Here is a 17590-nt window from a genome sequence, read left to right on the forward strand (position 1 = left end):
CTATCGAATGGAGAGAATATGATCGAGGCAGGCAAAAAATGGACGCCACCTGCGGGTTGGCCAGTAATCAGCCGTGATCAGGTAAAGGCCAGCCTGTGCGCGCCGGGCATGCCCTTTGAAATGGAGACCGCTGTCATTGAAGGCGTGCCAACGCGCGTCTGGAAAAATGCGTTACCCAATCTGGCGGTGCTGGCCGGACATGCCAAAGCGTCATTCGGTGACCGTGAATTTGTGGTGTTTGAGGATGAGCGCGTCACATATGATGCGTGGCACCGGGCCGTTGCGTCATTGGCGCAGGCACTCATAGAATGCGGCGTTAAAAGGGGTGACCGCGTTGGCCTTGCTATGCGCAACCTGCCCGAATGGCCAGTCGCCTTTTTCGCCGCTGCGGTAACTGGCGCGATTGTCGTGCCGTTGAACGCATGGTGGACGGGCGAAGAACTGGCCTTTGGTATGGCCGATTCGGGCGCTGCCGTTTTGATCTGCGATCCAGAACGCTGGGAACGCATCGCACCCCACAAAGCAGAGATGCCCGCGCTTCAGAATGTCATGGTTACGCGTGGCGGTGACGCTGCGATGGCCGAACCCGCTATTGCGCTCGAAAGTGTGATTGGCGGACCAAAAGATTATTCTGATTTGCCGGACCTTGCGTTGCCCGATGTCGCAATAGCGCCAGACGATGCCGTCACTATTTTCTACACCAGCGGTACAACCGGCAAACCCAAAGGCGCATTAGGATCACATCGCAATTTACTCACCAATGGCCTTTCCAGCGCGTATTCGGGCGCCGCGACCGTGCTGCGCCGTGGCGATGCTTTGCCTGAACCAAGCATTCGGGCTTCCTTGCTGGTGATCCCGATGTTCCACGTCACCGCCTGTTCTGCATCGATGATTCCTACGATTCAAGCTGGCCACAAAATCATATTCCTGCACAAATGGGACACAGTGAAGGCGTTCGAGATTATTGAGCGCGAGAAGATCAATGCCACAGGCGGCGTGCCGTTTATCGCTTGGCAGTTGATCGAGCATCCTGACCGCGAAAAATATGATCTCAGCTCCATCGATGCGATCAGCTATGGCGGTGCGCCATCTGCCCCTGAATTGGTGAGCAAGATTTACGAAATCTTCGGTGCATTTCCGGGCAATGGCTGGGGCATGACCGAAACCATGGCGACCGTAACTTCGCACGTAGCCGAAGATTATCTCAACCGGCCGGATAGCTGCGGGCCAGCGGTTGCTGTGTCCGACCTAAAAATCATGTCCGAGGACGGCACGACGGAGTTACCCGTTGGAGCAGTGGGCGAATTATGGGCACGCGGCCCGCAAATCGTCAAAGGATATTGGAACCGCCCTGACGCCACCGCCGAAACATTTGTCGATGGCTGGGTCCGTACCGGCGACCTTGCGCGCTTAGATGACGAAGGTTTCTGCTTCATCGTTGACCGCGCAAAGGACATGATCATTCGCGGCGGCGAGAATATCTATTCGTCGGAAGTTGAAAATATCCTCTATGAACATCCCGCTGTTACCGATGCCGCTTTGGTGGGCATACCGCATCAGACCTTAGGCGAAGAACCCGCAGCCGTTGTGCATTTGGCACCCGGCATGACGGCCACAGAGGAAGAGCTTCGATTTTATGTCAGCGAACGTCTGGCGAAGTTCAAGGTGCCCGTAAAAATCATCTTCACCCAAGATACTTTGCCGCGCAACGCCAATGGCAAGATCCTGAAACGCGATTTGAAGGCCCTATTCTAAGGCGGCAATAGGGACGATTCACATTTGTTTTTGATGGTACGGCGGCCTATAACACGCCAAATCGAAACTAAAGGTATCTCCCATGCACCACGCCGATCCCGTCGTAATCCTGTCTTATGCCCGTACGCCCATGGGCGGGATGCAAGGGGCATTGGCCGATATTTCCGCAACTGACCTTGGCGCAACGGCGGTAAGGGCCGCAGTAGAGCGCTCCGGCGTCGATGGCGCGATGATTGAACGCATCTATATGGGCTGCGTCTTGCCCGCAGGCTTGGGTCAGGCCCCTGCCCGTCAGGCGGCTATCAAGGCTGGCTTGCCCAAATCGGTACAAGCAACGACCGTCAACAAAGTATGCGGTTCGGGCATGCAGACCGTGATCATGGGCAGCGAGGCGCTGGCCGCAGGGTCGGTCGATTATGTCATCGCGGGCGGCATGGAAAGCATGACCAACGCGCCCTATTTGTTGAAAAAGCACCGCAGCGGCGCCCGCATCGGGCATGATACGGCCTATGACCATATGTTCCTTGATGGCTTGGAAGACGCCTATGAGGCTGGCCGCGCCATGGGCACATTCGCGCAAGACACCGCCAATGATTACCAACTGACACGTGAGGCGCAGGATGGATATGCGATTGAGTCGCTACGCCGCGCACAAAAAGCGATTACCGATGGCGCGTTCAAGCAGGAAATCGTCGCCGTGACCGTTCCCACCCGCAAGGGCGATGTCATTGTCGATACCGACGAACAACCCGGCAAGGGCATGCCCGACAAAATTCCGACATTGAAAGCGGCCTTTGCCAAGGATGGTACGATTACCGCGGCCACCAGCTCATCCATCTCCGATGGCGCAGCGGCGCTTGTCCTCACGCGTCAGTCGGTCGCCGATGCCAACGGACAAACAGCCATTGCCCGCATTGTCGCCCATGCCGCGCACGCGCAGGAACCATCGGCCTTCACCACTGCACCTGTCGGCGCGATCAACAAATGCCTGGAAAAGGCGGGTTGGACCATCGATGATGTGGATCTGTTCGAAGTCAATGAGGCATTTGCCTGCGTCGCCATGTTCGCGATGCACGATCTAGGCATATCGCATGACAAGATGAACGTGCATGGCGGCGCTACCGCGCTGGGCCACCCTATTGGGGCATCGGGCGCACGGATCATCACAACCTTGGTCGCTGCGCTGCAACGTCATGGCAAGAGCCGCGGCATCGCGTCCTTGTGCATTGGCGGCGGTGAAGCGACGGCGCTCGCGATTGAGATAGTCTAAACGGTTATTACGCGCCGCAATATGCATATCGTTTTCGTCTTGTTCGACAATGTCACCCAGCTCGATTTCACCGGGCCAGTGCAGTTTCTGTCTCGCCTGCCCGGCGCAGTGGTGCACGTCGTTAGCAAAGACGGCGCAGCGGTCACGACCGACTGCGGTTTCTCGATCCTGCCGAGCGCCGGCTTTGCCGATTGTCCGCAAGCCGACATTTTATGCGTGCCCGGCGGCCATGGCGTCCGCGACGCGATTGCCGATACCGCCATTGTCGATTTTGTGCGCCGGCAAGCCAAGGGTGCCGATTATATCACCAGCGTGTGTACCGGCGCCTTCATCCTTGGCGCGGCAGGGTTACTTCACAGCAAAAAGGCAACATGCCATTGGGCCTATACGCAGTTGCTGCCCCTGTTCGGCGCAACGCACGCGCCAGCGCGCGTTGTGCGTGACGGAAATTTAATCACCGCAGGCGGCGTCACCTCCGGCATTGATTTTGCGCTTGAACTCATTGCGGCAATCTCTGGCGAGGATGTCGCAAGGACCATCCAATTGGCGCTCGAATATGATCCCGCACCTCCCTTTGGCGGCGGTTCGCTCGCAAGTTCCTCAGATGATACAGTCCGTAATCTGCGTGCGCGCGTTTACGACAAGGCCGCTGCCGAAATGAAAATTGCTATTCAACAGATAATTTAATTCGCCGATTAAATTCATACTGGACGTAAGCACGGCATCGGCATAGCCTCTGGGTTCGGGGGAGAGATGAAATGACATATAAGCTTTTGGCCGCAGCTGCAGTATTAAGCGCTGCATTGGTGCTGGGTTCCTGCCAAAAATCGGCGTTAGACTCGGACAATCCAGCCTTTGCCGCCATTGATGGTGATTATCTGAAAACCGGTGGCGATGGCTCCAACTGGGCGATGACCGGCTTCAATTATGATGAACAACGGCACAGCCCGTTGAAGATGATCAATGACAGCAATGTACAAAATTTAGGAATCGCGTGGTTTGCCGACCTGCCCGATGCACGCGGCCAAGAAGCAACGCCAGTGGTGGTCGATGGCAAAATGTTTATCTCCACCGCATGGTCCAAGGTTTTTGCCTATGACGCCAAAACCGGCAAGCCATTATGGAGCTTTGACCCCAAAGTCGACAAAGCGCGCGGCGTGAAAGCCTGCTGCGACGTAGTTAATCGCGGTGTCGCGTTTTGGAAAGGGAGCGTTTTCGTAGGCACCATCGACGGCCGCTTGATCTCGCTTGATGCCAGTACTGGAAAGCAGAATTGGAGCGCGCAGACGCTTGATCTGGAATCGAACGGCACCATCACGGGCGTCCCGCGCGTGGTAAAGGACAAGGTTGTCATTGGCTTTGGCGGCGCTGAATTTGGTGCACGCGGTTATGTCACGGCGTATGATGCGGCGACCGGTAAAAAGGCGTGGCGTTTCTACACCACGCCCAATCCCAAGGGCGAACCCGACAACGCGGCCAGCGACAAAATCCTAAAAACCGCAGCGACCAAAACGTGGAGCGCAAAGCCCAAAAAGGGTGACTGGCGTGAAAGCGGTGGCGGCGGGACCGTGTGGGACGCGATTGTCTATGATGCGGAACTGGATCAGCTTTATCTCGGTGTCGGCAATGGCAACCCTTGGAACCATGGTATTCGTTCCAATGGTGAAGGCGACAATTTGTTCCTGTCCTCCATCGTCGCGCTAAAACCCGATACTGGTGAATATGTCTGGCATTATCAGGAAACACCGGCCGAAAGCTGGGACTATACCGCGACGCAGCCAATCATCTTGGCGACTGAAACGCGTGGCGGCAAAGAACGCAAAGTTCTCTACCACGCACCCAAAAATGGATTTTTCTTCACCATAGACCGGCTGAATGGCAAATTGCTTTCAGCCGATCCTTTCATTGACGGCATAACCTGGGCGAGCGGGTATGACTTGAAAACAGGGCGTCCGATTGAAAACCCAGAAGCGCGCTATGAGAAAACCGGCAAGCTATTTATGGCGAACCCGTCCGCGCTTGGCGCGCATAATTGGCACCCGATGAGCTTTAATCCCGCCACCGGCCTTGTCTATATTCCTGCTATGTATATCGGCGGCGCTTATCTCCCGCCGATTGCGCCTAATGAGATGGAGCGTAAGAAACTTGGCTTTAATACTGGCGGCGCGATGGCGACGGCGGATTTGCCCGATGATACCAATTTCGTCAAAGCGGTGAAGGCTGCCACGACTGGCAAATTGGTGGCGTTCGACCCCAAAACTGGCAAGGCCAAATGGACTGTTGACCATCCCGCATCGTGGAATGGCGGGACAATGACCACTGCCGGAAATTTGGTGTTCCAAGGCACGGCGATGGGCGAATTCCGCGCTTATGCCGCGGATACGGGCAAGCAATTATATAATTTGAACGTGCAATCGGGGGTCTTATCCGGCGCGTCCACTTACACCGTCGATGGTGAACAATATGTGGCGTTCCTGACCAGCAAAGGTGGGGCGTTTCCGTTGGTTGCCGGCTATGCCGGGGCGACCAGTGCTGCGGTGCCAAACCTGCCGCGTTTGATCGTGCTGAAACTGGGCGGCAAAATCGCTTTGCCCGCCTTGCCAGAAACCCCGCCTTATGTATGGAAACCGACCAAGCAGTTCGGGACGCCAGCCGATATCGCAGCGGGCGGTTCCAACTATCAACGTTATTGCCTCGTCTGCCACGGCCCCGGGGCGGTTGGCAACGGCGTGCTGCCTGACTTACGCAAATCGGGCACGATTGCCGATGCGGCCACTTGGAAATCGGTGGTGATCGACGGCATCTTGAAAAGCAACGGCATGGTCAGCTTTGGCAGCGTGCTCAGCCCAAAAGAGGCAGAGCAAGTGCGCGCTTATGTCGTCAGCCGCGCGCATTATGCAAAGGCAAATGACGCAGCCTTGAGCGGTGGTGCAAAAAAGGCAGCGAAGTAAAATCTGCTGCCCATGAATCTGGCATCTGCCTAAAATTTAGGCAGATGCCATTGCCACAATCGCTTAAAAAGCCGCCGTTTGTGCGCCTCCCGATTTGGCACGATACTTGATAAGCTTCTTTTATCATCCGCGCGCGCGGAGCCTATGCTTCACGCGCCAGAGAAGGAAATGCCATGAAAAAGATCGAAGCGATCATCAAGCCGTTCAAGCTGGACGAAGTGAAAGAAGCGCTGCACGAAGTTGGCGTATCGGGCATCACTGTGACCGAAGCTAAGGGCTTTGGCCGCCAAAAGGGCCATACTGAATTATATCGCGGCGCCGAATATGTTGTCGACTTCCTACCCAAGGTAAAGCTTGAGGTTGTGGTTGAAGATGGCCTTGCCGACCGCGTTGTTGAAGCAATCGCTGCCGCCGCGCAAACAGGCCGCATCGGCGATGGCAAGATTTTCGTTATCCCTGTTGAGACCGCGTTGCGTATCCGCACCGGCGAACGCGATAATGATGCCGTTTAAAAAAATCCAAATCACTTAAGAAAGACAAGCGAAAGAAGGAACGCATTATGGGCACTTCAGCCAAAGACATCATCAAGCGCATCAAGGATGAGGAAATCGAATGGGTCGATGTACGCTTCACTGATCCCAAGGGTAAATGGCAGCATCTGACAATGTGCGCGGGCGTCATTGGCGAAGATGAGTTGGAAGACGGCCTGATGTTCGACGGCTCGTCGATTGAGGGTTGGAAAGCAATCAACGAATCCGACATGATCCTGAAGCCTGATCTGGACGCAGTATATGTTGATCCATTCTCGGCCACGCCGATGATGATTATCTTCTGCGACATTGTTGAGCCATCGACCGGCGAACTCTATAGCCGCGATCCGCGTTCGACCGCCAAGCGCGCCGAAGCCTATCTGAAGACCACGGGCATTGGCGACACCGTCTATGTCGGTCCAGAAGCCGAATTCTTCATGTTTGATGATGTGCGTTTTGAAAACAGCTACAACACGTCATATTACAAGATTGACGATATTGAACTGCCCACGAACAGCGGTACCAAATATGAGAGCGGCAATATGGGCCACCGCCCACGTGCCAAGGGCGGTTATTTCCCCGTCGCCCCCGTCGACAGCGCTGTGGATATCCGTGGCGAGATGGTTTCCACCATGCTGGAGATGGGCTTGCCATGCGACAAGCATCACCATGAAGTTGCCGCAGCGCAGCATGAGCTTGGCCTGACTTTCGGCACGCTGACGCAAACCGCCGACCGTATGCAGATCTACAAATATGTCGTGCATCAGGTGGCGCATGCTTATGGCAAGACCGCAACGTTCATGCCAAAGCCAATCAAAGAAGATAATGGTTCAGGCATGCACACCCATTTGTCGATCTGGGAAGGCAAGACGCCGCTCTTCGCGGGCGATGGCTATGCTGGCCTGTCGGAAATGTGCCTCTTTTTCATTGGCGGCATCATCAAGCACGCCAAGGCGATTAACGCATTCTCCAACCCGACTACCAACAGCTACAAGCGTTTGGTTCCCGGCTATGAAGCGCCCGTCTTGCTTGCCTATTCGGCGCGTAACCGTTCGGCGTCATGCCGCATTCCATATGGCGCAGGTGCCAAGGCAAAACGCGTCGAAGTCCGCTTCCCAGATGCAATGGCCAACCCATATCTGTGCTATGCCGCGCTGTTCATGGCAGGCCTCGATGGTATTCAGAACAAGATCCACCCAGGCGAAGCCATGGATAAAAATCTGTATGACCTGCCACCGGCAGAACTCGCGCAGGTTCCGACTGTTGCCGGCTCACTGCGCGAAGCGCTCGATGCACTGGCCGCTAATCACGACTTCTTGTTGAAGGGTGACGTGTTCTCCAAGGACCAGATCGAAAGCTATATCGAACTAAAGATGGAAGATGTCGCCCGCTGGGAAATGACGCCAAGCCCAGTCGAGTTCGACATGTATTATAGCTACTGATCCTAACGCATCGGATCCGTAGCAAAGGCCCGGCAGTTGAGGGACTGCCGGGCCTTTTTTTGGCTTTAATAATTGCGCGCTTGACGTTCGCTTTGTTGAAAGCGTTTTGTCAGCCGGTCCAGACGTCGCTGTATCGTCTGCTCTTCACGTGATGTAAGTCGACCGTCCCGGTTGAACTGCCGGTTCTGCGTTTCAATCGCGGTCAGCTCACGACGCGCATATTGCGCGCTTGCTCGGTTCATTTGCCGTGATTGCACCGATCTCTGAACATATTCCCGCATCCAGCTAATCCGGCTTAAAACATCCATCGGCATTTGATTCAGTCCATATGAACCCGTGCCCGGTCGATATTGGCTATTCTGGTAACTACCCTGACGTGTTGAGACCCAGCGTCCCTGCGGGTCATAATAGCCATAAGCTTGGCCAGCGACCCAGCGGCCGTTGGAGTCATAATATCCTGGCTGTTCCACCGCGTTCCAATTGGCGGTGTTTTCATTGGCATAACCCGTATCTCCTGCAATCCAGCGGCCACGCGCATCGTAACGTCCGCGTGTGGAGCCAGCGACCCAACGACCGTTGGAGTCGTAATAGCCCGTTGCGGTCCCGCCTACCCAGCGATTGTTGCGATCATAATAGCCGACGGATGATGCCGGAACCCAATAGCCGTCACGGTCAACATAGCCTGCGCCGTCGCGCTCACCGTTCGCCATGATCCATTGGCCATTGTCATAATATCCGTTTGGCTGACCATCAACCCAAGCGCCGTTGCGGTCATAATAACCACGTGCATCGGACGCGCTGACCCCAGTGGAATGCCAGCGACCTTGCTCGTCAAAATAGCCGTAAGCTGTGCGGCAATCCCCACGGTTCGATCTGGACACCTGATTGCCAATGACCGCGCCAACGACAGCGCCGATTATGGAGCCTTCGGTCTTGTCGCCCCGTCCGGCGATTACATTGCCCAGCACGCCGCCTGCGCCTGCGCCAATAACAGTGCCAATAATCCGGCCATTGCCGTCGCGCCGGCAACCGTCATCCTGCGCAGAGGCGATAGAAGGGGTGAGAACAGCAAGCGCAAGGCCTGCGAATAATATCGGACTTTTCATGAGATTCTCTTTTCACGTAATTGTTTTGTGAAAGCGTAATCGGTTCCAAGCAGGTATGTTCCATTTCGCAACCTTCGCAAGCTGTACTTTGCGGACAAAAGTCCCTTTTCAGTGTGCAGCTTCCAGTTCGAGAGTTGGGCGTCCAGCCGCGGGATTTTATAATCAACAACAGATAAATTGCTGCGCCTCCCAACGCGCCAGTGGGGGCAATTAGCGAATTGTTTAGAGCAATATAGGGGAAAAGCCGGTATAAAGGATGGGTTGACACATCAAATGCTTAGGTTAACATTCACGCTCCCGACACCCTTAGTGGTGTCATTAAAAGGGGGGAGAAAAACATGGAAAATCTTAGTTTTGGCCAGTATTCATTGGTCTATAATGCGTTCTCATTTACATTTGCCACCATGGCAGCGGCAACGCTGTTTTTGTGGCTCGGTCGCTCGCAAGTAGGCCCCGCCTACAAGACCGCGCTTACGATTTCCGGCTTGGTTACTGCCATCGCCGCTTATCACTATTTCCGCATTTTCCAGAGCTGGGAAGGTGCATATACCGTTGAAGGCGGCGTAGTAGCCGCAAGTGGTTACGCATTTAACGATGCCTATCGTTATGTCGATTGGTTGTTGACCGTGCCATTGTTGTTGATCGAGCTGATCCTCGTGATGCGCTTGTCTCAGGAAGAAACCGTTTCAAAGTCGATTAAGCTCGGCGGCGCTGCAGCTCTGATGATCATTTTGGGCTACCCAGGTGAAATCGCAACAGACATTCCAACCCGCGTATTGTGGGGCACATTGTCGGCGATCCCATTTGTCTACATCATGTGGCAATTGTTTGCTGGTCTCGGTGCGTCGATCGAAAATCAACCAGAAAATGTTCGCGAATTGGTGAAGAAGGCGCGTTTGTTGACCTTCGCATCATGGGGTTTCTACCCGATCGTATACATGATTCCGTACACCAACTTGAGCGGTTCGGACGTAACCGTGGGCGTACAGGTCGGCTATACAATTGCTGACTTGATCGCAAAGGCAGGCGTCGGCGTCTTGATCTACATGATCGCAGTACGCAAATCGCAAGCCGAATATGGCGACAAGGCCCATGGCTAAAATAAGGACGTACGCCGCGTCGGTGGCGTACATTCCTATATGACTACAATTTCATACTCGCATTCTGCAGGCGCAACATTTCCAAAAATGTTGCGCCTGTTTGCGTTACCAGCGGCTACTCTGTTGTTAATTGTCATAGATCGCTTTTGGGGTGTTATGGACGGCACCCATGTCAATATGCTGGCTGCTGTCGCAATCGTCCTCGCAGGCGTCCCGCACGGAACGCTGGACGTTGAAATCGCCGCGGCCCATTTCGGGCAAAAGGGATTTGCCGGTAAAGCTAAAATCATTGGCGGCTATCTTGGCTGTGCAGGTGCCATGATCATTTTATGGCTCCAACTGCCTGAGCTAGCGCTCATTTCGTTTCTCATCATTTCTATCGTTCATTTCAGTCGCGATTGGCGCGGCGGCGTTGACCCGTTCCTAGCGATGATGGTCGGCTGGGCTTTGGTGGCATTGCCGGCGCTTGCCAGCCCTGACGATGTTGCCATGATATTCGCCGCGCTGACCGGCAGCGACAACGGCGCAGTGATTGCCGCGTTACTTGGCGCAGCGTCGGTCCCAGCAGTCTTGGGCAGTCTGGTTTTTGCCTATTGGGCATTTCGTCACGATGACAAGCAAAGCGCGCTGGAGGTGCTTGCCTGCATCGCCGCCGCCTTGTTCCTGCCGCCACTTGTGGCATTTGCGATATTCTTTTGCGGGCTCCATTCACCGCGGCATATGGCCGACGCGTTACGTGAGACAGGGGACCTGTCACCGATGAAGAAGACCGCCATTATTTGCGCGGTATTCTCTTTGTCATTGGGCCTGGGTGTATTGATGTTCCTGTATCAGGGCGACGTTCCCGCTGACATGGGCATCATCCGGACAGCTTTCATTTTGATATCCACGCTGACTGTCCCGCATTTCATTCTGGAACATATTCTGTCGGACAAAAAACCTGCATAAAATTGGCCGGTTCAACGCCCTTGCCTCAATCGACAAAGCGCGGCACATCATGCAGGTCTTAATCGGGAGTGTATCATGAAATTCCGCGCCTTGATGCTGTGCAGCAGCCTTGCCTTCGTCGTCCTTTCACCCATGGCGCATGCCAAATTGTCGCCATCCGAAGCCAAAATGGTCGCGACCGTTGATGCGGAATATGAACGATCCATCACCCTACTTGAAAAGCTGGTGAACCAGAATTCGGGCACTATGAACTTTTCCGGCGTAAAGATCGTCGGCGATATGATGCGGGCCGAGTTGGAGCCACTCGGCTTCAAGGTTGAATGGATCGATATGGCGAAAGCGGGTCGTTCGGGGCATCTCGTCGCGACCAAGGCGGGTAAGAAGGGCGCGAAGAAACTGTTGCTCATTGCCCATCTCGACACGGTGTTTGAGGCAGATAGCCCGTTCCAGACCTTCGTCCGCAATGGTGAGCAAGCGATTGGCCCGGGCGCAGGCGATGACAAGGGCGGCATGGTCGTCATCGTGTCAGCCTTACGCGCAATGCAAGCGGCGGGCACGTTGAAGGACGCCAGCATAGAAATCCATATGACGGGGGATGAGGAGGACGCTGGCGACCCCATCAACATCACACGTGCGCCGTTGATCGCAGCCGGCAAGACAGCCGACGTAGCGCTCGATTTTGAGGGGCTTTCGATTGAAAATGGCAAGGATATGGGTGTCATAGCCCGGCGGTCGTCCAATAGTTGGAAATTGGAAGTGTCCGGCGTCACGGGACACAGTTCCCTGATATTCGATAATGTTTATGGTGATGGCGCCGCTTTTGAACTTGCCCGCATCTTGCACCGGTTCCGGACGGAACTGCCTGAGCAGAACCTGACATTCAACGTCGGCTTGGTCGCAGCTGGGCAGGAAGTGAACTTTGACACAGATGGCGTCCGCGTAAGTGCGAAGGGCAAAACCAATATTATCCCAGGCTTAGCTATTGCGCGCGGCGATTTCCGGACTTTATCCGAACAACAAAGCGCGCGTGTCCGTGCAAAAATGCTTGATATCGTTGCCGCATCGGCACCGAAGACCAAAGCAACTATCAGCTTTGACCCGGGAAGCTATCCGGCAATGGCACCAACGGAGGGCAACAAGGCCCTTCTGGCTGGTCTTAATGTCGTCAACCGCGACCTTGGTCTTGCCGAACAGGCCGTACTTGACCCGTTGAAACGTGGTGCTGGCGATATAAGTTTCGTTGCAAATGACGTGGACGGACTTGTAGGCCTCGGCGTTTACAGCAAGGGCGACCATGCTCCCGGCGAAACCGTCGATCTGGCGAGCATCAAGCGTCAAGCGAAGCGAGCAGCCATATTGATGACGCGGCTTTCCTACGGGAAGTAACTTTGCCGCAAGGCATGGCAAAGCACATTTAAACGCGGTATTCGCACGCATATACCCTAGCCCCAGCATGGGCTAGCACCCATCGCGTCTGTCGGCCTAGCCGGCAAGGCGCGATAGCCTCCAGCCTGCGCTGGAGCGACGGGGCGGGTTGATTATGCGTTTTGCGCAAACCGCGCCCGAGTAGCCCCGCCCACACCGCCCTGCAGCCAAACTAGCGTACCGGCCCCAAAACTACCGTCGCCCCAGCGCAGGCTGGGGCCCATCACGTCTGTCGGTCGAGAACGAGAGGCGGGATAGGCTCCAGCCTCCGCTGGAGCGACGCGGCGTGGGTCGGTAACGGCAAGGGTTTCGTCGTGAAACGTTTGGGGTGTTGAGGCTGGCGCTATGGATAGGGCCCTCACCACCTCTCATCGCCAAAAAAAAAGGCGGCGCATTTCTGCACCGCCCCTTTCCATGTCGATTAGTTCTAAGGCCTTAGACTAACGTCCCTCACGCGACGCCTTGCCGAAGACGCGATATTGTTCGTTGCCGACAAAGCCGAACTTGGTGATGCCGCTGCGCTTTACAGAAACCAGTGCCTTGTCCACGGTGTCATAAGGCGCCGTTGGGGCTGGCTGGAACTGAAGCTCCGGCTCCGGTGTCATCGACCGTGTCCGGACCAGATATTGCTCCATCTGCTGCAATGTAACGGGCGTGCCATTCCATTGAATAGTGCTGTCCGGCAGAATGATGATCTTGTTGATAACAGGATCAATAGGATCCACCGGCGGCGGTGCATTAGGGTCGTTGACTGGAAGGTCGATATTAACGGCGTGCGAAACCGGGGGGATGGTGATCATCAGCATGATGAGGAGAACGAGCATGACGTCGATTAACGGCGTCGTGTTCATTTCCATCATCGGCTGGCCATCATCGTTACCGCCACTCATTGCCATGATGATTGCTCCTTAAATTGCTTACTGGACATTCGCGTTTTCGAATGGCGACGAAATGAACCCGACGCGCGCGAAACCAGCCATTTGCATGGTGTAAATTGCACCACCGATGCAACGATAGGGCGTGTTAATGTCACCACGGATATGCGCCTCAGGCAACATTTCAGGCAAGATTTGTCCAGCAGCGGCGGCTTCTGGGCCACCCAGCTTTTCAAATTCGGCCTTCAAATGCTTTGCAGCACGATCGACCAATTCGGTCGAATCAACCGGGGTAACGTTCCAGTAAATGCGACACTCGCCGCCGGGGTTCGCACCCTGATACGCGGGGTCGCCTGGATCACGTCCGCCGACATCAGTTGTTGTCACTGACAACAAAACATTTTCACGCTTTGCTTTCGTTGGCTCAAACTTGATGATCGGAATGTCTAGTTTCACCGTTTGAATGGCGACTGGAATTGCGATGAGGAACACGATGAGGAGCACCAGCATGACGTCGACGAGCGGCGTCGTGTTGATGTCAGACATTGGCGCATCATTGCCGCCGCCTCCTGAACTGATTGCCATTGGCCAATCCTCTTCTAACTAAATTGGGTCAAAAATCGAGCGCCAGCAGATGCTGGCGGATGGGCTGCGCGCAAAACGCAGCCCTCACCCAATCTTACTTCTTAACCGCTGCTGGCGCTGGCTTGCCTGCTACTGCTGCAGTAACGGCAGGCTTCAGGCGACCACCCGAAGAGATGTAACCGAGCACATCGTTCGAGAAAGTAGCCAAGCTACGTGCGATCGTCTTGTTACGTGCCTGCAGCCAGTTGTAGGCAAGAACGGCAGGAACAGCAACGAACAGACCAATAGCGGTCATGATTAGAGCTTCACCAACTGGACCAGCGATCTTGCCGATGTCGGCCTGACCCGCGATACCGATTTTGATCAGTGCCGAGTAGATCCCGATAACCGTACCTAGCAGACCAACGAACGGAGCAGTTGCGCCAACCGTTGCAAGGAACGGAAGACCGCTCGCGAGCTTGTTGTTGATCGAATCTTCCGACCGGGCCATCGCGCCGTGCAACCAATCATGTGCTTCGATTGGGTCGGTCAAAAGGCTGTGCTGCTTTTGTGCTGCGATGCCGTCGTCGACAACTTGACGATATGCACTGTTCTTTTCGAGCTTTGCGGCGCCTTCTTCAAGCGTTGCAGCACGCCAGAATTGCGCACGGACTTCTTTATACTGGTTCAGCACCTTCTGCTGTTCGAACAGCTTGGTGAACATGATGTAGAACGAAAAGATCGACATGATGACCATGACGATGAAGATCGACCATGAAATTGGGCCACCTTCGTTAAGCGCAGGGATAAGACCGAATTGTGCGGCCACATCTGGGTTTGCGGCACCGGCCGCAGTCAGAAACAAAATCGACATTTTAACTACCTCTCAAAAAATAGAACTATCTAGCAAAAAAGACCCGACGCGAAGGCTCCCCCTTTGCCGGGCCGTGAAATTATTTCGGTATCTGCCACCGTACGCGGTTCGAATAAGAACCTTGAACCTTTTCGCCGTTACGAACGGCAGGCTCAAAACGCGCACGACGCTTTACGTTGCTGCATGTTGCCGCATCCAAATCGTCATGGCCGCTGGACTGAGTAACGACGCAGTCAACAACACGTCCGTCCACGCCAATCGTTACGCGGAAACCAGTCGTTCCTTCACGCTCCTGCTGCAACGCGCGCGACGGATAGTCGTTCGTGTTTGCCCAGTTGCCTGGGTTGCCACGCGGCTTTGCTTCAGAAGTTGGTCCCGCCGGAGCGGCCGGTGGGGGTGGTGCTGGCGGAGCAGCCGTGGGCACGATCGGCGCAGAGGGTGGCGGCGTTGCAACGGTACGTATCGTTGGCGGCGGCGTTACCGTCTGAACCAATGGCGGAGGCGAGACAACAGGTGGCTCGATCTGCTTTTCGGGCTCGGGTGGTGGCTCTTCTTCTTCGGGTGGCTCTTCTTCCTTCACGTCTACAACGGTCATTTTTTCCTTGATGACCGTGACCGCGTCATACGCAAGACCCGTGACCAAGGCATAACCGAGGAAAGCGTGAAGTAGGATAACAATGATGACAGAAACCAAACGGTTTGTGCTCATCCCATCTTGATCAGCATATGCCATGCGGAAAAAACTCTCCTACCTTCAAAACAAAACAGTACATGATGGCAGCATGCTTAAACACGCCCCTGATGTACCCCAGCGATATCGAAATCTATTTTTTTTTGCTCGATTCAACGACGCATTAGCCAACCCTTACGGGCCAAGCAATCCGGATTCTGCTATTAAGACGCAATTCATCGATGGGTAGGTAATATCCCACAATATGATAGAGGCAGAAACGACGGCCTCAGACGGGCAAAGAAAGGTTTAATGAATGCGATTCGGTCATGCGAAAACAGGTTTATGCTTGATTTTATTAGGTTTCAGCACCGCAACATTGGCGCAAGCGCCTCTTGACCTGCCATCCTCCTTTGTCATCGAAGCCGATAAGGCGAGCTATGCAGATATTGCCGATTTGGTGGTAATTTCGCCTCTCATTGTCGATGTGACCGTTCGAAAGGTCCGAAAATTGCCTACCGAACAAGCGGCAGGTGTCCCAACTTCGCTCGAACGCGTTTTGGTGGAGGCCGACGTCATGGCATTGATTCGTGGCGAAGGGGGCATCACGCCGCGCGTGCGTTTCCTGCTCGATATACCCAAAAACGCGAAAGGGAAAATTCCCAAAATTGAAAAACAGCGCATGTATCTGTTTGGCCGTCAAGTGGCCGGTCGTCCCGGCGAAGTCCAGCTGGCACGGCCAAATGCGTTGGCTTTATTTAGCGCCAATAACGATGCGCTCGTCCGGGCCATCACGAAAGAGGCAGTCCAAGTTAACGCTGCGCGACGCATTGCCAGCGTAAGCAGCGCCTTTCACAGCGCCGGGACCGTATTGGGGGAAGGCGAAACGCAGATTTTCGTGAAAACGGACAATGACCAGCCGCTTTCGCTCACAATATTGAGCCGCCCAGGCCAGCAAAAAATATGGGCCGTCTCAACAGCCGAAGTCATTGACGCATCTGCAACCGCACCGCAGCGCTTTACCTTATTATGGTATCGCTTGGCATGCGGTCTTCCGCGCGCTCTGCCTGCTGACCGTGTTGAAGGCGCGTCGAAGGCAGATACCGCCCGTGCGCAGGCCGACTATAGCTTTGTTATTGAATCGCTAGGGCCGTGCGGGCGTAACCGGTAGCCAAGACATAAAGGGCCGAACAATCCATGCCTTTTGCCATTGCCGCATTCGCGGTCCTCGCGTCCCTCAGCGTGATGCGCCTGGCACCCACAGGATATCGCCGCCCCGTGTTGCGTTGATTAAACGGCACAAAGTGAAGAGATAGTCCGACAGGCGGTTAAGGTAATGCAGCGCCTGCGGGTTGACCGCGACATCCAGCGATGCCGCAACAAGAGCGCGCTCGGCGCGACGCGCTGTTACTCGCGCCATATGCATCTGTGCCGCTGGCAAGCTACCGCCCGGCAGGATGAAGCTGGTCAGCGGCGGAAGTTGGGCATTCGCATTATCAATCGCCCCTTCAAGCCATTCAACCTGTGATGCAACAATTCGCAATTCCATCGGCGAAGGTTCGAAATTTTCGCCAGGCGTGGCAATATCTGCGCCCAAATCGAACAGGTCATTTTGAATTCGGCGCAGTTCCTGCACCAAAGGCGTATCGCCTTCATCCGCCGCAAGCGACTGGATCGCAACGCCCAGCGCGCTATTGGTTTCATCGACTTCACCAATTGCATGCAACCGTGAAGCCGTTTTCGAAACACGTGAGCCGTCGACAAGGCCCGTTGTGCCATCGTCACCCGTACGCGTATATATTTTGTTGAGCTTAACCATCAGCGATTTACTTATTGCGATCCGGCCACAAGTACCAAAACAGCAAGCAACACGATCGTGATCGCCTGCCACTTCACGCGCGCAAACATCATCTTGTTTTGCACCGCGAGTGATTTGGGCAGACCGGCTTCATCCACATCTGCCGGACGCAAATTGGCAAAAGCATGCAGTCCGCGGATTAACGCGAAGGCAACGGCACCAACGGCGCCAATGATGAGAAGAACCAACAATATAGTCATCGGGAGAAGTCCTTGTTCAGGG

At 54.9% G+C, this 17590-nt stretch carries 17 protein-coding genes; 10 read left to right on the plus strand and 7 right to left on the minus strand.

Features of this window, described 5'->3' with window-relative positions:
- Window positions 1-18: 18 nt before the first annotated feature.
- The 6 genes from ACILP3_RS05285 (at window position 19) to glnA (ending at window position 7948) form a co-directional block, all read left to right on the plus strand.
- The gene (locus ACILP3_RS05285) at window positions 19-1755 is read left to right on the plus strand and encodes a class I adenylate-forming enzyme family protein (protein ID WP_395615639.1); all 1737 of its coding nucleotides are present in this window, start codon (window positions 19-21) and stop codon (window positions 1753-1755) included.
- Window positions 1756-1837: 82 nt separating this feature from the next.
- Window positions 1838-3025: an acetyl-CoA C-acyltransferase gene (locus tag ACILP3_RS05290; RefSeq protein ID WP_395615613.1), complete on the plus strand. Its 1188-nt coding sequence runs from the start codon at window positions 1838-1840 to the stop codon at window positions 3023-3025.
- Window positions 3026-3046: 21 nt separating this feature from the next.
- Window positions 3047-3712 carry a DJ-1/PfpI family protein gene (locus ACILP3_RS05295; protein WP_395615614.1) on the plus strand — a complete coding sequence of 222 codons (666 nt, stop codon included), beginning with the start codon at window positions 3047-3049 and terminating at the stop codon, window positions 3710-3712.
- Between the two features lie 71 nt (window positions 3713-3783).
- A complete protein-coding gene (locus tag ACILP3_RS05300; protein WP_395615615.1) occupies window positions 3784-5976 on the plus strand; it encodes a PQQ-dependent dehydrogenase, methanol/ethanol family in 2193 nt (730 codons plus the stop codon).
- A gap of 173 nt (window positions 5977-6149) precedes the next feature.
- Window positions 6150-6488, plus strand: a complete 339-nt coding sequence (locus tag ACILP3_RS05305; RefSeq protein WP_125231011.1) for a P-II family nitrogen regulator — start codon at window positions 6150-6152, stop codon at window positions 6486-6488.
- Window positions 6489-6535: 47 nt separating this feature from the next.
- Window positions 6536-7948, plus strand: a complete 1413-nt coding sequence (gene glnA, locus ACILP3_RS05310) for a type I glutamate--ammonia ligase (RefSeq protein WP_395615616.1) — start codon at window positions 6536-6538, stop codon at window positions 7946-7948.
- Window positions 7949-8013: 65 nt separating this feature from the next.
- Here the strand turns inward: glnA and ACILP3_RS05315 are convergent, their stop codons facing one another.
- Window positions 8014-9054 (minus strand): glycine zipper 2TM domain-containing protein, encoded by a 1041-nt coding sequence (locus tag ACILP3_RS05315; RefSeq protein WP_395615617.1) that lies wholly within the window; start codon window positions 9052-9054, stop codon window positions 8014-8016.
- A 338-nt stretch (window positions 9055-9392) separates the two neighbouring features.
- On the opposite strand from ACILP3_RS05315, the gene ACILP3_RS05320 reads away from it, so the two are divergent.
- From ACILP3_RS05320 to ACILP3_RS05330, 3 genes are all read left to right on the plus strand, one after another.
- Window positions 9393-10154 (plus strand): bacteriorhodopsin-like, encoded by a 762-nt coding sequence (locus ACILP3_RS05320; RefSeq protein WP_395615618.1) that lies wholly within the window; start codon window positions 9393-9395, stop codon window positions 10152-10154.
- Window positions 10155-10241: 87 nt separating this feature from the next.
- On the plus strand, window positions 10242-11102 hold the full coding sequence (locus tag ACILP3_RS05325; RefSeq protein WP_395615619.1) for a Brp/Blh family beta-carotene 15,15'-dioxygenase: 861 nt from the start codon (window positions 10242-10244) through the stop codon (window positions 11100-11102).
- A gap of 75 nt (window positions 11103-11177) precedes the next feature.
- Window positions 11178-12488, plus strand: coding sequence for a M20/M25/M40 family metallo-hydrolase (locus ACILP3_RS05330; RefSeq protein WP_395615620.1), 1311 nt, complete (start codon window positions 11178-11180; stop codon window positions 12486-12488).
- Between the two features lie 479 nt (window positions 12489-12967).
- Here ACILP3_RS05330 and ACILP3_RS05335 read toward each other — a convergent pair whose 3' ends face one another.
- The 4 genes from ACILP3_RS05335 to ACILP3_RS05350 all read right to left on the minus strand — a co-directional run bounded on the left by ACILP3_RS05335 (window position 12968) and on the right by ACILP3_RS05350 (window position 15573).
- Complete coding sequence (locus ACILP3_RS05335; protein ID WP_395615621.1) at window positions 12968-13423, minus strand: ExbD/TolR family protein; 456 nt, start codon at window positions 13421-13423, stop codon at window positions 12968-12970.
- Window positions 13424-13444: 21 nt separating this feature from the next.
- The gene (locus ACILP3_RS05340; protein WP_395615622.1) at window positions 13445-13987 is read right to left on the minus strand and encodes an ExbD/TolR family protein; all 543 of its coding nucleotides are present in this window, start codon (window positions 13985-13987) and stop codon (window positions 13445-13447) included.
- Window positions 13988-14081: 94 nt separating this feature from the next.
- Window positions 14082-14840, minus strand: coding sequence for a MotA/TolQ/ExbB proton channel family protein (locus ACILP3_RS05345; RefSeq protein WP_395615623.1), 759 nt, complete (start codon window positions 14838-14840; stop codon window positions 14082-14084).
- A gap of 79 nt (window positions 14841-14919) precedes the next feature.
- Complete coding sequence (locus ACILP3_RS05350; RefSeq protein WP_395615624.1) at window positions 14920-15573, minus strand: energy transducer TonB; 654 nt, start codon at window positions 15571-15573, stop codon at window positions 14920-14922.
- A gap of 286 nt (window positions 15574-15859) precedes the next feature.
- Here ACILP3_RS05350 and ACILP3_RS05355 point away from each other — a divergent pair, with 286 nt between their 5' ends.
- Entirely contained in the window at window positions 15860-16681 is an 822-nt protein-coding gene (locus tag ACILP3_RS05355; protein WP_395615625.1) for a hypothetical protein, read from the plus strand.
- 66 nt (window positions 16682-16747) lie between these two features.
- Here ACILP3_RS05355 and ACILP3_RS05360 read toward each other — a convergent pair whose 3' ends face one another.
- Both ACILP3_RS05360 and ACILP3_RS05365 read right to left on the minus strand, forming a co-directional pair.
- Window positions 16748-17329, minus strand: a complete 582-nt coding sequence (locus ACILP3_RS05360; RefSeq protein ID WP_395615626.1) for a cob(I)yrinic acid a,c-diamide adenosyltransferase — start codon at window positions 17327-17329, stop codon at window positions 16748-16750.
- 11 nt (window positions 17330-17340) lie between these two features.
- Window positions 17341-17568, minus strand: coding sequence for a hypothetical protein (locus tag ACILP3_RS05365; protein WP_395615627.1), 228 nt, complete (start codon window positions 17566-17568; stop codon window positions 17341-17343).
- Window positions 17569-17590: the final 22 nt, after the last annotated feature.

The organism is Sphingorhabdus sp., assembly GCF_044239665.1.
Lineage (GTDB): Bacteria > Pseudomonadota > Alphaproteobacteria > Sphingomonadales > Sphingomonadaceae > Sphingorhabdus_B.

Excerpts from the sequence above, each read along its gene's own strand:
- ACILP3_RS05345 (WP_395615623.1), bottom strand. The coding sequence starts at position 14,840 with ATGTCGATTTTGTTTCTGACTGCGGCCGGTGCCGCAAACCCAGATGTG.
- ACILP3_RS05325 (WP_395615619.1), top strand. The coding sequence starts at position 10,242 with ATGTTGCGCCTGTTTGCGTTACCAGCGGCTACTCTGTTGTTAATTGTC.
- ACILP3_RS05315 (WP_395615617.1), bottom strand. The coding sequence starts at position 9,054 with ATGAAAAGTCCGATATTATTCGCAGGCCTTGCGCTTGCTGTTCTCACC.
- ACILP3_RS05285 (WP_395615639.1), top strand. The coding sequence starts at position 19 with ATGATCGAGGCAGGCAAAAAATGGACGCCACCTGCGGGTTGGCCAGTA.
- ACILP3_RS05365 (WP_395615627.1), bottom strand. The coding sequence starts at position 17,568 with ATGACTATATTGTTGGTTCTTCTCATCATTGGCGCCGTTGGTGCCGTT.
- ACILP3_RS05330 (WP_395615620.1), top strand. The coding sequence starts at position 11,178 with ATGAAATTCCGCGCCTTGATGCTGTGCAGCAGCCTTGCCTTCGTCGTC.
- glnA (WP_395615616.1), top strand. The coding sequence starts at position 6,536 with ATGGGCACTTCAGCCAAAGACATCATCAAGCGCATCAAGGATGAGGAA.
- ACILP3_RS05290 (WP_395615613.1), top strand. The coding sequence starts at position 1,838 with ATGCACCACGCCGATCCCGTCGTAATCCTGTCTTATGCCCGTACGCCC.
- ACILP3_RS05335 (WP_395615621.1), bottom strand. The coding sequence starts at position 13,423 with ATGGCAATGAGTGGCGGTAACGATGATGGCCAGCCGATGATGGAAATG.
- ACILP3_RS05340 (WP_395615622.1), bottom strand. The coding sequence starts at position 13,987 with ATGGCAATCAGTTCAGGAGGCGGCGGCAATGATGCGCCAATGTCTGAC.
- ACILP3_RS05300 (WP_395615615.1), top strand. The coding sequence starts at position 3,784 with ATGACATATAAGCTTTTGGCCGCAGCTGCAGTATTAAGCGCTGCATTG.
- ACILP3_RS05295 (WP_395615614.1), top strand. The coding sequence starts at position 3,047 with ATGCATATCGTTTTCGTCTTGTTCGACAATGTCACCCAGCTCGATTTC.
- ACILP3_RS05360 (WP_395615626.1), bottom strand. The coding sequence starts at position 17,329 with ATGGTTAAGCTCAACAAAATATATACGCGTACGGGTGACGATGGCACA.
- ACILP3_RS05320 (WP_395615618.1), top strand. The coding sequence starts at position 9,393 with ATGGAAAATCTTAGTTTTGGCCAGTATTCATTGGTCTATAATGCGTTC.
- ACILP3_RS05305 (WP_125231011.1), top strand. The coding sequence starts at position 6,150 with ATGAAAAAGATCGAAGCGATCATCAAGCCGTTCAAGCTGGACGAAGTG.
- ACILP3_RS05350 (WP_395615624.1), bottom strand. The coding sequence starts at position 15,573 with ATGGCATATGCTGATCAAGATGGGATGAGCACAAACCGTTTGGTTTCT.